Source organism: Terrabacter tumescens, assembly GCF_014646815.1.
Lineage (GTDB): Bacteria > Actinomycetota > Actinomycetes > Actinomycetales > Dermatophilaceae > Terrabacter > Terrabacter tumescens.
Window position 1 is genome coordinate 1 of the sequence record NZ_BMNZ01000012.1, and the last position, 12,759, is coordinate 12,759.

Annotated in this window: 11 protein-coding genes; 4 read left to right on the forward strand and 7 right to left on the reverse strand. The window is 69.1% G+C overall.

Annotation, left to right across the window (positions count from 1 at the left end; translation table 11 throughout):
- On the forward strand, positions 1 to 992 hold a 992-nt coding region (locus IEY30_RS20685), incomplete at its 5' end, for a hypothetical protein (RefSeq protein ID WP_229675127.1).
- Between the two features lie 40 nt (positions 993 to 1,032).
- On the opposite strand, the gene IEY30_RS20690 is transcribed toward IEY30_RS20685, so the two are convergent.
- Together IEY30_RS20690 and IEY30_RS20695 are read right to left on the reverse strand one after the other, a co-directional pair.
- Positions 1,033 to 1,683, reverse strand: coding sequence for a LuxR C-terminal-related transcriptional regulator (locus tag IEY30_RS20690; protein ID WP_052359059.1), 651 nt, complete (start codon positions 1,681 to 1,683; stop codon positions 1,033 to 1,035).
- Positions 1,680 to 2,165: a sensor histidine kinase gene (locus IEY30_RS20695; RefSeq protein WP_156035498.1), complete on the reverse strand. Its 486-nt coding sequence runs from the start codon at positions 2,163 to 2,165 to the stop codon at positions 1,680 to 1,682. The genes IEY30_RS20690 and IEY30_RS20695 overlap by 4 nt, the downstream gene beginning before the upstream one ends.
- A 632-nt stretch (positions 2,166 to 2,797) precedes the next feature.
- On the opposite strand from IEY30_RS20695, the gene IEY30_RS20700 reads away from it, so the two are divergent.
- The 3 genes from IEY30_RS20700 (at position 2,798) to IEY30_RS20710 (ending at position 6,694) form a co-directional block, all read left to right on the forward strand.
- Complete coding sequence (locus IEY30_RS20700; protein ID WP_229675128.1) at positions 2,798 to 4,612, forward strand: DEAD/DEAH box helicase; 1,815 nt, start codon at positions 2,798 to 2,800, stop codon at positions 4,610 to 4,612.
- Between the two features lie 428 nt (positions 4,613 to 5,040).
- A complete protein-coding gene (locus IEY30_RS20705) occupies positions 5,041 to 5,832 on the forward strand; it encodes a LuxR C-terminal-related transcriptional regulator (protein WP_043417442.1) in 792 nt (263 codons plus the stop codon).
- Between the two features lie 121 nt (positions 5,833 to 5,953).
- Positions 5,954 to 6,694 (forward strand): AAA family ATPase, encoded by a 741-nt coding sequence (locus IEY30_RS20710; protein WP_030203424.1) that lies wholly within the window; start codon positions 5,954 to 5,956, stop codon positions 6,692 to 6,694.
- A gap of 7 nt (positions 6,695 to 6,701) precedes the next feature.
- On the opposite strand, the gene IEY30_RS20715 is transcribed toward IEY30_RS20710, so the two are convergent.
- The 5 genes from IEY30_RS20715 to IEY30_RS20735 all read right to left on the reverse strand — a co-directional run bounded on the left by IEY30_RS20715 (position 6,702) and on the right by IEY30_RS20735 (position 12,759).
- Positions 6,702 to 8,198 (reverse strand): glycosyltransferase family protein, encoded by a 1,497-nt coding sequence (locus tag IEY30_RS20715; protein ID WP_156035499.1) that lies wholly within the window; start codon positions 8,196 to 8,198, stop codon positions 6,702 to 6,704.
- 7 nt (positions 8,199 to 8,205) lie between these two features.
- Complete coding sequence (locus tag IEY30_RS20720) at positions 8,206 to 9,414, reverse strand: acyltransferase family protein (RefSeq protein WP_030203430.1); 1,209 nt, start codon at positions 9,412 to 9,414, stop codon at positions 8,206 to 8,208.
- A 100-nt stretch (positions 9,415 to 9,514) separates the two neighbouring features.
- Positions 9,515 to 10,312 (reverse strand): glycosyltransferase 87 family protein, encoded by a 798-nt coding sequence (locus IEY30_RS20725; protein WP_162181036.1) that lies wholly within the window; start codon positions 10,310 to 10,312, stop codon positions 9,515 to 9,517.
- Between the two features lie 92 nt (positions 10,313 to 10,404).
- On the reverse strand, positions 10,405 to 11,832 hold the full coding sequence (locus IEY30_RS20730) for a hypothetical protein (RefSeq protein WP_030203437.1): 1,428 nt from the start codon (positions 11,830 to 11,832) through the stop codon (positions 10,405 to 10,407).
- A 15-nt stretch (positions 11,833 to 11,847) separates the two neighbouring features.
- Positions 11,848 to 12,759: a type II secretion system F family protein gene (locus IEY30_RS20735; protein ID WP_030203440.1), complete on the reverse strand. Its 912-nt coding sequence runs from the start codon at positions 12,757 to 12,759 to the stop codon at positions 11,848 to 11,850.

The window sequence follows — 12,759 nt, forward strand, 5'->3', positions numbered from 1 at the left end:
CCAAGTCCGACGGCAAAGGCACCACCGGCACCGACCTGCCCGAAGGCACCCGCCTCCAGCTCGACCCCACCCTGACCGCCACCGACCTGACCAACCTCGGCGTCACCACCACAGCCCTGCCCATCGCCCGCGCCCTGCAGCAGTACGGCATGTACCTCGTCGACAACTCCGGCTCCGCCAAGATCTACCTCCAGGACCGCACCTCCGCCGGCTGGGACACCACCATCAACCGCACCATCCTCGGCACCATCCCCTGGACCCGCTTCCGCGCCGTCAGCCCCTCTGCCACCCCCACCCCCACCAGCACCTCCACGCCCACGTCGACAGCGACCACTACGGCAACGGCAACGGCAACGCCGACCGGCACGGCCTCGTCGACCGCCGGCTCGGCGGTAGCGAACATGACGTTCGAGCAGCGCAGCCTCACCGGCGCCAACGGCGCGTCATACGTCGATGGCCCGGTGCAGCTCAACACCACCACCCCGGTGGCGGGCGTCGCCTCGGCCCGCTTCGCGCGAGGCGTCACGTCGGCGGCCTTCCTCGAGCAGCGCTTCGCCGCCTCGCCCGAGCACTGGGTCGACCTGACGTTGAGGGTCGACACCCTGCCGACGTCGGACACGCGCATCGTGCAGTCCCTCAACGCGACAGGATCTGGCACGGTGACAACTGGCTCGTTCTGGCTGCGGCCCGACGGCACCCTCCTGCTGCGCAACTACAACACGACCGTCGGGTCCCCGGGTCCGAGGCTCGCCCCTCGCACCGCCTACCGGCTTCGTCTCCACCAGCGCACGAACACCGACGGCACGATCGCGCTCGAGGGTTACCTCGCGCCTCAGGGCTCTGCTTTCGAGGCCCCCTTCGCCTCGGCGCCGTCACTGGGTGCGGCCACTCGAAGCGTTGCCGTGGTGCGCGTGGGCAGCATGGCGAGCAACAACACGCTGGACGCGACGACCGACGACGTCCGCATCACGGCGGGGCCCGCCGCCCCGTGAGGTAAGGACCTGACTGACCGTCGGACGACCTGCCCCAGCGTCACCCTCGCAGGCGCTGGGGCCAGGTCTCGGTGTCCCCGTGCGCGGAGATCAGGGCCGCCGCCTCCAGTCGCGAGTGGACGCCCAGCTTCGAGAGCAGGTGCTGCACGTGAGTCCTGGCGGTGGCGTGCCTGATCCCGAGCTCTGAGGCGATCTGTTTGGTGGTCAAGCCGCGAGTGATGCATCTGAGGACGTCCCACTCACGTTCGGTGAGGAAGCGCGCCGACCACAGCGGTCCCTTGCTGACGGGCGCCGCGAACGCCTGCCGGAGCAGCTGCGGGTCGACGGTCACGTGACCCTGGACGGCGCGATCCATGGCCTCGCAGATGTCCTGGATGGTCCTGGACTTGCTCACGAAACCCGTGGCGCCCGCACCCAGCACGGCAGCGACGACGTGGGGCTCCAGGGTCGCCGACAGGACGACGACCCGTGTCCGAGGGTGCAGCTCGGTCATCCGACGAAGCACGACATCGCAGGTGCCCTCGGGGTAGCAGTAGTCCAGCAGGCACACGTCGGGGTCGTGGGTGCCGACCGCGTCGAGCGCTGCCTCGGCGGTCACCGTGGCCGCTACGACGTCGTGACCTCGCGCGGTCAGCGACGCGCTGAGGGAGTCGAGCAGCACGCGGTGGTCGTCGGAGACGACGATCCTCACGACGCCACCGTCCAGGCGACGCGAGGGACCTCCATCGTCACGACTGCCCCGCCATGGTCGCCGTTCCGCAGGGAGAATCCGCCCTGACAGTCCGCCAGGATCGCACGCACCGTCGTCAGGCCCAGGGAGTGCTGAGGCGCCAGACGGCCGAGTCCCGGACCGTCGTCGCTGATCACCACTCGACCGAGCCCACCGTGCTGCGAGACCACGACGGTCACGTGGCCGCCTTGACCTGCGGCACGGATGGCGTTGTCCAGCAGGCACAGCACCGCCCGCTCGAGCGCCGGCCCACGGCCCTGGACGCGGACCGGGTCGAGGACCTCCAGCGACGGTGCGCAGCACGCGCCAGCCGCGGCGAGGGTGATCGCGTGCCTCACGACGGCGGCGAGGTCCGCGTCCGAGGGGCCCATGTCAGCGGGGCTGCCCAGAACCAGGTCGACCAACGTGGCCAGCCAGTTCACCTCTTCGAGGAGTGCCGTCATCTTCTCCTCACTGGACCGTTCACCCGTGTCGGTCGCCATGAGACGCAGCGCCGTGAGTGGCTGCCGCAGGTCGTGGCACAGGGCTCGAACGGTCTCGGACGGAGTCGTGGCCGGCGACGAGACCGCCCCGGCGCCAACTAGCGGAAGTGAGCTGACGAGCGCATCTTTTGCCTCGGCAGCGGAGTCTTGCAGGTACATCGGAACCCCCCACGGGTAAGTCTCACGCCCGGACTTGGGCAGGCTGCTTCACCCGGTCCGTGACGCCCCCGAAGTCGAGGATCCGGTGCCTCCTGGCCCCCCCAGTCGCGCTCCGTCGTCCTCGCGGAGTCAACATATCTCGATGGTTCACGGGCGGTTGAAGAACGGGAAATCTTCGGGCCGATTTCCGAACACCATTACCTGTAGAGCAATTCGCAGGTTCGGCATTCAGGACGGATGGGGCGGATCCTCCGGGGTGATCTCATTCCCGCGTAAATCGCACCGCACCCGGGTCGGGTGGCCGGCCGCAGACGCGGGGAGCGCACGGCATACGCCCCCTCCTCGCCGGCGAGCACGAAGGCGTGTCGCCCGTCTTCGTCAGGCGTGGGGCACGGCGTTGTACCGGGAGCGCCCGGACCCACTACCGTCGAGTGGTGAGCGAGCCGAGTGTGGAGTCCCCCGTCAACGAGTCACCCGAGGAGGCGTCGTCGGCCGGGGAGGCCCCGCCGGAGCCCGATCGCGTCTCGTTCGCCGACCTCGGTCTCGACGACAAGGTGCTCAAGGCGCTGCGCGACGTCGGCTACGAGCACCCCTCGCCGATCCAGGCCGCGACGATCCCCGCCCTGCTCGAGGGGCGCCACGTCGTCGGCCTCGCGCAGACCGGCACCGGCAAGACGGCCGCCTTCGCACTGCCGATCCTCAGCCGGCTCGACCTCAAGCAGAAGTCGCCGCAGGCGCTGGTCCTCGCGCCGACCCGCGAGCTCGCCCTGCAGGTCTGCGAGGCGTTCGAGCGGTATGCCGCCCACCTCAAGGGCGTGCACGTGCTGCCCGTCTACGGTGGCCAGGCCTACGGCGTGCAGCTGAGCGCGCTGCGCCGCGGCGTGCACATCGTCGTCGGCACCCCGGGCCGCATCATGGACCACCTCGAGAAGGGCACGCTCGACCTCAGCGAGCTGCGCTTCCTCGTGCTCGACGAGGCCGACGAGATGCTCAAGATGGGCTTCGCCGACGACGTCGAGACGATCCTCGCCGACACCCCGGACGACAAGCACGTCGCGCTCTTCTCCGCGACGATGCCCTCGCAGATCCGGCGCATCTCGAAGAAGTACCTCCAGGACCCGGTCGAGATCACCGTCAAGTCCACGACGTCGACGGCGCCGAACATCACGCAGCGCTACCTCACGGTCAGCTACCCGCAGAAGGTCGACGCCCTGACCCGCATCCTCGAGGTCGAGAACTTCGAGGGGATGATCGTCTTCGTCCGCACCAAGAACGAGACCGAGACGCTCGCGGAGAAGCTTCGGGCGCGAGGCTTCTCGGCGATGGCGATCAACGGTGACATCGCGCAGAACCAGCGCGAGCGCACTGTCGACCAGCTGAAGTCGGGCAAGCTCGACATCCTCGTCGCCACCGACGTCGCGGCCCGCGGCCTCGACGTCGAGCGCATCAGCCACGTCGTCAACTACGACATCCCGACCGACACGGAGTCCTACGTCCACCGCATCGGCCGCACCGGTCGCGCCGGGCGCAGCGGTGACGCGATCTCGTTCGTCACCCCGCGAGAGCGCCACCTGCTCAAGGCGATCGAGAAGGCGACCCGCCAGTCGCTCGTGCCGATGACGATGCCGAGCGTCGAGGACATCAACGCGACGCGCCTGACCCGCTTCGACGACGCCATCACGGCGGCGCTCTCGGGCGACAAGATCGACGTCTTCCGCGACGTCATCGCGCACTACGTCAACGAGCACAACGTGCCCGAGGCCGACGTCGCGGCAGCGCTGGCGGTCGTGCTCCAGGGTGACGAGCCGATGCTCCTCGATCCCGAGCAGGCCCGTCCCGCAAGGACGGTCGACGACCGCGGCCCCCGTGACCGGCGTGACGACCGACGCGACGACCGCGGCTCGCGCGGCCGCAGCGACCGCGGAGACCGAGCCGACCGAGGCCTGCGACGCGGCACCTCCGGCCCCATGGCGACCTACCGCATCGCGGTCGGCCGGCGGCATCGGGTCGAGCCGCGACAGATCGTCGGCGCCCTGGCCAACGAGGGCGGTCTCGGCCGGAACGACTTCGGGCACATCGACATCCGCGCCGACCACTCGCTCGTCGAGCTCCCCGCCACGCTCCCCCCGGGCACGATGGACAAGCTGCGCACGACGCGCATCTCGGGTCAGCTCATCGAGCTGAGCGAGGACCGCGGCCCACGCGGTGGCGGCACGAAGAAGCCGTACACCAAGCGCCCCCGCGACTGAGCCGGGCAGCGCCGGCGCGCTGACGGCATACGCCCTCGATGGCGTATGCCGTCGGGTGTCGGCCGTGTGTCATGCGGCCCTGCAGCCCCGGCGGTTCGTCGGCGCCGTCGGCGTCCGACGCCCTCGCCGGGGCTGCTAGACCTCCCACCCCGAGCAACGGGCAGGCCGCCGTTGCGATGCGCGCTCGATGCCTCATCGGTGCTCCTCCCCTGACCGTCGTCCACCACGCGTGGTCTGGACGTCGAGATCGAGCTGCGCGTCACAACCTCCCCTGACGGCCGCCGTTCGTGCCATTGTGATGAGCGAGGGCTTCGCGGCATTAGTGCCTCTTCGGACACCTTGACGGGCGCCGCGACCGTCACCGTAACAGGACCGTGCACGAAGAAGGACGCGTGGGGGCCGTCGGACCTCCCGCAGGAGGGGTTGAGGTGTCGGACCGTCGCCGGCTCGCGGCAGCCACCGCGCGTGACCTCGCGGTCGCCGCTGCCCGTGGCGAGTCCTTGGCGCCGTGGCTGCCGGCGGTCTTGGGGGCCCTGCGGGCCGAGGCCGGTGTCGGCGTCACGCGGATCGACCGTTCGGGGGCCTCCGTCGGGATCTCGGTGGAGACCGCCGGCTCGGGGCCGGTCTCGGACGAGCTCGCGGGGCTCGCGGCCGAGGTGGCCGACCAGCACCCGGCCCTCATGGCGCTGTCGCCCACCGAGGCCGTGCGCGTCAGCGACCTCGTCGTCATCAAGGACTTCTGGCACACCGAGGTCTACGAGCGCATGCACGGCTACCTCGACGGGCGCTACCCCATGGCGATGCTGCTGCACGCGTCGCCGACGGAGGTGATGTTCATCGGCGCGCACCGCTCGTCGTCCGACTTCGGCGACGAGGACGTGGAGGCACTCGAGCTCATCCAACGCCCGCTCGCCGCTGCGCTGGCCTTCCGTGCCGCGCTCGACGCGACGACGGCCGTGCTGCGACAGGAGGGCGAGGGGGCAGCACCCGTGGGGATCGCCGGGCCGGCCGCGCTGTGTGCCGACTACCGTCCGACGCGCCGCGAGGCCGAGGTGCTGGCCCTGGCCGCCGCCGGCTGGACGAACGTGCGCATCGCCCGGCAGCTCGGCATCGCGGAGCGGACGGTGCGCAAGCACCTCAGCTCGGTCTACGAGCAGTCCGGGCGCAGCGGGCGCGCCGCTGCGGCAGCGTGGTGGGCGAGCCTGCAGGACAACGACTGAGCCGGTGGGCGGGCGGCGCTGGCGCCGTCGGTGTCCACCGCGCCCGTCCCCTCGGATCAAACCGATGGCGTATGCCGTCCGCCTCCTCCCGCCCGCCACACCCTTCTCGTAGAGTCGGCCCATGGGGGACGACTGGATGGCGCCACTGCCGGTCCGGCGCGTACGCCGGTCCGACGACGCGACCCTGGCCCCCGGGCAGTGGCCCGCGACGCTCGCCCCGGTCGCGCACGTCCTCGAGCACGGTCTCGAGCTCTCGCAGGCCACCGTCGTCGTCGGTGAGAACGGGACGGGGAAGTCGACGTTCGTCGAGGCGGTCGCGACGGCATACGGCCTCTCGCCGGAAGGTGGCTCGACGGGTGCTCGCCACTCGACACGGGTCTCGGAATCGCCTCTGGCCGAGTCGATCTCGCTGGTGCGGGGTGCCGGTGCGGCACGCTGGGGCTACTTCCTGCGGGCCGAGACGATGCACGGCCTCTTCACCTATCTCGAGGACAACCCGTCGCCGCGCGGCGAGACCCGCTTCCACGAGCTGAGCCACGGTGAGTCGTTCCTCGCGATGCTGGGCAGCAAGCGCTTCGACAGCGAGGGCTTCTTCGTCATGGACGAGCCCGAGGCTGGGCTGTCGTTCAACGCCCAGCTCGCGCTCGTCGGCGCTATGATCCAGCTCGTGTCGCAGCCCGGCGTGCAGGTGCTCATCGCGACGCACTCACCGGTCGTCGCGAGCCTGCCCGGCGCGACGATCCTCGAGTTCGACGAGGACGGCATTCACGAGCGCGCGTGGGACGACCTCGACCTCGTCGAGCACCATCGCCGCTTCCTCGAGGCACCCGAGCGCTACCTCCGCCACCTGCGCTACGAGTAGGGGCCGGTCAGAGAGGCGCTCGCAGCAGGACGTACTCGGAGCCGCGTTGGACGACCGTCCACTGGGCCTGTTTCGAGAGCGCCTCCACGACGGGCTGGTCCTTCGCCAGCAGGGCGTACGTGCAGCCCGTCTTGCTCACATAGGCCTGCCAACCGGGTGCAGCACGCTCGAAGTCGACGTGCTCCTTGACGTGCCCGGTGGCGTAGATCTCGGTCCGCCCGTCGATCGTCGGGCGCACGTTGGGGTGACGCCAGATGAGCCAGCCGCCGACGCCGTAGCTGTTGCACACGACGGTGTCCTGCGGCAGGGCGGCGAGCGGCACGTCGAGGTCGTTGGCACCCCACGTCGGGACGGCAGCCCTGGAGGGCAGCAGGAGCGCGGCGACGAGCAGGCCCAGCGCGGTGAGGCCGAGGGTTAGGCCGACCTCTCGGCGGGTCACCGGTTCACGGTCACGAGGGAGCAGGCCCTGGATGGTCGCGGCCGCCACCGGCGCGATGACGGCGGCACCGACCGCCACGGTCCGGCTGTAGAGCAGCGCCAGCCCGATCGCGAGGCCGACGAGCAGGATGTCCGTCCAGCGAGCCCGCTCCCGCGACCGAGCCCAGACGAGCACCACGGTGCCTGCGAGGACGAGGAACGCGATGAAGCCGGGCTGTCGGATCGAGGGCGGCATCCACTCCTCGATGTACTGGGTCGTCTCGTTGACGGCGAATGGCGACAGCAGCAGGGACGGCCCGGTCGGCGTGATGGCCGCGGCCGCGAGCGAGCCGAGCGGCACGAGCGCCAGGCGCAGCCACTGCCGACGGGTGACTGCGCGGTCGAGAGCGATGCCGGCCAGGGCGACGACGCCGATGACGACGCCGAAGAACCACATCCCGTGCGTGCACGCCCAGACCCAGGTGACCGGGATGAGCCACCAGCGGGGACGTGCATCCGCAGCGGAGCGGAGCCAGGCCGCCGTGAAGGCCACGGCGAAGGCGAAGGACAGCAGATGCGGTCGCAACGACAGGCTCTGGCTCATCGCCACGAACGCGACTGAGGTGACGGCCGCCGAGGCGAGCAGCGACGCGCGCGGACGGGTGGCGCGCCACAGGGTGAGCCCAATGACCGCCCCTCCGAGAGGCAGCAACCACGCAACCCCGGGCATCCCGAGCAGCTGTTGGGTCACGCTCATGAGCAGCTCCGGGAGCCATTCGTGAAGGCGCCACGGCTGGGTCGACATCGTGCTCCACGGGTCGGGCCCGTTGAAGATCCACGTCTGGCGGAGTCGATCGCCGGCGGCGAGGTGCCAGAAGGTGTCGGGGTCGCCGATAGGTCGCGCGAGCTGGACCAGGGCAATCAGGATGATGAGGCCCGGAAGCGCTTGAAGCACTCGCAGAGGCAATGGCCCCTTCCGACCCTTGATTGTCCGATCGTCGTCCTGGTCGTGGCCGACGACAGGACGCAGGTCCGAGCCCTTGCCCAGATCGGCGGGCGCAGCCCTGCTCGTCGTGTCGCTCGTCACCGAGCGATCATCCCCGCTCGGACCGTCCCTTCGGGGACATTTGGGGGGATTGGCGCGCGCTTGCGGCACACTCGGATGTCGGGTCGATCCCGGAGGACCGCTCTGCGTGACCGTTGACGGCTGTCCCCAGACAAGCCCACGCCACCGGGCCTGGGGCTCCAACCGATGGCGCTGGTCCGGGTGTGGTTGGAATGAGGCGCCGCAACCGCATCGCCGGTTGCTCGATGAGCAGCCACGAAGCCCAGGCAACCGGCACCGTCACCGCGACGGACAGGACAGCGAACCACTCCAGCCCCACGGCCGAAGGCACACCGGCCACAGCCATGAGCTGCTGGAGGGGGAACGCGAAGAGGTAGACGCCATAGGAGATGTCGTTCCTCGCGCCGACCCGGACGGGCAAACGGGCGCCCAGCCAGAGAAGCAGGAATGTGACAGCGACCGGTGCGATCGCGAAGTACGTCGCGCGGTCGAGCAGGAGGGTGCCAAGCACGAGAGTGCAAGCCCCCGCGCCTGCCGTGAGGGACATCGGCAGCCGGTCCCGGAGCGACCAGAGCAGCACGCCCGCGGCGAAGAACGACCACAGTCGGGTCAGATCCGGGGTGACGTTCACGCCGAGGCCCGTGGCGTGCTGGGCCGCCGTGGCGGCGCTGAGAGCGACGCAGGCCACGGCTGCCGGACGTCGACCGAATCCCGGCATCGCCAGGAGGAGACCGAACATGACGTAGGCGGCCGCCTCGAACGGAAGGCTCCACGTCGAGGCGTTCCAAAGCCCGAAATAGGCAACGCCTTCCGGCGTGCCGCCGATGCCCATCTGCGTCGTGAAGAGCAGTGAGTTGTTCACGACGTAGCCTGCCCCGCTCGCCCAGTCGTAAGAGCTGCGCGTCAGCTCGGTCGAGAGCGGAGCGACGACCAGGGCGGTGAAGAACAGGAGGGCCCAGTAGGCGGGCATGAGTCGAAGAGCCCTACGCCAGAGAAACGATCCCATCGACATCCGGCTCCGGCTCCCCGCGATGAGGTATCCCGAAATGGCGAAGAACCCCTCGACCGCGAAGTCGCCCATGTGGACCCACGGGCCTGGACGCCCGGTGGCTGCCTTGTAGGAGTGGTCGATGACGACGAAGACGGCGAGCAGCAGACGGATGGCGTTGAGAGCGTTGTCGTGCCCGGCCAGACGCATGCCGAGGGAGGCCGCTTCGACCCTCCCCCTCGATGCCATGGGGCAAGCGTGCCGAAGGCGTCGATACCGTTCACGCAAACGCGAAAACGTCTGACATTAATAGAGATTCAAATACTAACAAGACAGTCAAAACGGACAGTCAGAGCCTTTTCGATCCACTGTCCACGTGACGGGCCCCGAGTCTCGGTAGCGCGGCCAGGAGCACCAGGATCCCGCTCGACCAGAGCGGCATGGCCAGCACCATGGCGACGACGATCACTCTCTGACGACCACGCAGCGCCCCCCAAACCAGCACGGCCACGGCCACGGCCAGCCGCAGCGCGAGCGGTGGGTATCCCGTCTGGGTCGGCGGCGTCGGCGACCCGATCACGAACTCCCACCAGCGGTGCCACAGCTCCGGCGAGACGGCATACGACACGAACACGATTGCCCCGGTACCGAGCGCGGCGACCGACGCGTGTCGCCACTCCCGCCGCGCACCGAACCACACCGGCCCGAGGCCGGGGGTCACCTTGGTCAGCAGAGGAAAGGCCCAAGCCGTCGGGTGCCGAAGACCGACGACGGCGGCGACGGCGAGGAAGGCTTCGATGTTGCCGATGAGCAATGCGGGAGGCGCGACGTAGGCGAGCAGCAGCCAGCGCCACCGGGGCGCCACGGGCCACAGCAGCCAGGTCAGCGCTGCTGCGAGCAACAGTGACCAGACGGTGAGGAAGACCGGCCACGGCAGCAGCGTCAACGGGTAGATCGCCTGGGCGAAGGCCGGGGTGTAGTTGAAGGCGTCCACCGACCCGGGTGGGAGCGTGTACGGGCCGACCCTCCAGACGTTCCAGTACGCGTGGGCCGAGTCCATGCCGAAGGATGCGAGCCGGCTGCCGAAGAGGATCCACAGGGTCGGCGCCAGTGCAATCCAGAGCGCCAGTCGGCCGACTTCTGCCACCGACCGCTCGGGGACGCTCGATTCCGTTGCCCTACCACCCGTCGGGACGTCAACCCCGGCACGGTCGAGGTCAGCGCTCCTGTCACCGTTGGTCATCCGCGAGACCTGAGCAGCGCGTAACCGCCTGCCTGGTCGACCAGCTGCCAGTCACCCGTGGCGCGCATCGCCGGGACGACGGCCGCGTTGGCCCCGAGGACGGCATACACGCAGCCGACCTGGTCGGCGTAGTCCTGCCAACCCGGGTCGGCCGCGACGAAGCCGAGGTACGCCCTGATGCGCTCCACGTTGTAGAGCTCGACTCTCGTGTCCATGGTGGGACGAAGCCCAGGGTGCTGGAGCATGAGCCAGCCGCCGTCGGACTGCTCGTTGCAGACGACGGTTCCGGTGGGCACCCGGGCGAGGCCGGCATCGAGCCCGTTGGGCCCGATCGCCGGCGAGGCAGCAGTCGCCGGGGCGAGTAAACCTGCCAGCACCAAGCTGACGACTACGGCGACCAGCACTGCCACCCGTTCGCGGAGAGGGATGCGAGGGGCCTCCTGACGGGTCACGCGTTGGATGGCCATGGCGGCCAGCGGCGCCAGCACGACCGCGGCCAGGCCGGTGGTCCTCGACCACGTGACCGCGAGCACTAGAGCCAGCACGGTGAGCAGGACGACGGTCCAATCGGCTCTGCGGCGCCCGACCTGGTCGACGACCACTACCAGCACGAGCCCCAGCGCGGCGAGCAGTCCCGGGTCGGTGAGGCCCGGCGGCTGCCACTCGCTGATCATCCCGGTCACTCCGCTCACCTGGAAGGGTGAGGTGAACAGGCGCGGCCCCACCGGCGTCAGGGCGGCAACAACCACCGACAGCGCCGGCACCAGAGCGAGACGCGCTGCCTGCCGCGCGGAGACGCGTCGCTCGAGGAGCATGCCGACCACGACGAGTCCGCCGATGACAGGACCCATGAACCACATGCCATGGCTACAGGCCCAGAGCCACGTCAGCGGCACGAGCCACCAACGGGCACGCCCGTCCTCGCGAGTCAGAAGCCAGGCGCTGCTCGCGATGGCGGCAAGCGCGAAGGTCACGAGCTGGGGCCTGGGAGAGAGGCTTCCGCTCAGGGCGACGAAGGTGACGGCTAGCACCAAGGCGCTGACGAGGGCCGACGACCGACGTCGGCAGGCCGCATACACGGCGACCCCCACGAGCAATGACGCAAGGCTGAGCAGCCACGCCACTCCGGGAAGGCCGTATGCCGTGTGCGCCCAGTGCATGAGCACCTCGGGCAGCCACTGGTTGAGGATCCAGACCTTCTCAGTCGCAGCCCCAAAGGGGTCATCGAGCACGAACTCCCCCGTCTGCATGAGGTGCTTGCCGGCCGCGATGTGCCAAAACGCGTCAGGGTCCTTGAGAGGTCCAAGCGGTTTGAGACAGAAGAGAAGCAGGACGAGCCCGGGGAGTAGCCAACCTATGACGTCCGCCGGCGAACGCGGGCTCGGGACGATGGCATACACCTTCGTGCGACTGGCGACAGCCATGTTCAGATCATGCGCTTACAGGGCGTCCATCATGCGAATGCCACCAGGACCGATGATGACGATGAACAGCGCCGGAAGAATGCAGAACATCAGAGGGAAGAGGATCTTGATCGTGACCTTCTGCGCCTTCTCCTCCGCCTTCTGACGACGGACGAGGCGCATGTTGACCGTCTGCTCCCTGAGGACGCCGGCGATGGGCAGACCGAGGCGGTCAGCCTGCACGAGCGCAGTGATGAAGTTCTTCACTTCCGGAAGCGTCACTCGGTCACCCATCGAGCTGAACGCCTCACCACGCGACTTGCCGATCTGGATCTCTGACAGGACGCGAGCGAACTCGCCGGAGATGGGGCCCTCGACGTTCCTGGCGACCTGGAGCAGAGCGGCGTCGAAGCCTTGACCTGCTTCCACGCACACGCTCAGCATGTCCAGGGCGTCAGCAAGACTCTTGCTCGTCTGCTCTTGGCGGCGCAACGCCACGTTCTTGATGAGCAGGTCGGGAAGGAAGAAGAGAGCAACGCCACCAATCAGGGCGTAAAGAAGTGCATTGGGGAGCTGGAACTGTCCGTAGAACGCGCCCAAGATTGTTCCGAGCAGCAGACCTGCACCCTTGACCCCGAGAATTCGCTCCACAGTCCACCCCGCAGGGTTTCCAGCTTGGTCGAGCATCATCGTGTAGCGATCGTCGGCGCCTGCTGGCGAGAGTGCACGAGCCAAGCCCTTGGTCCGCTCGAGGATGGGAGCCACAAGTCGATCCTTGGCGGCCAGTTCGGTCGTGACGACGCTCCTACGGTCGACCGTGTTCTCGATGAGCATCAAGGACTTGGCGACACCCCTCGGCTCACCACCGCTGAAGCCGACACTGAGGACAGCCACCATGAGCCCCACGGCAATCAGTCCCGCAGCGACATAGACAGGGTTCACGTTCAC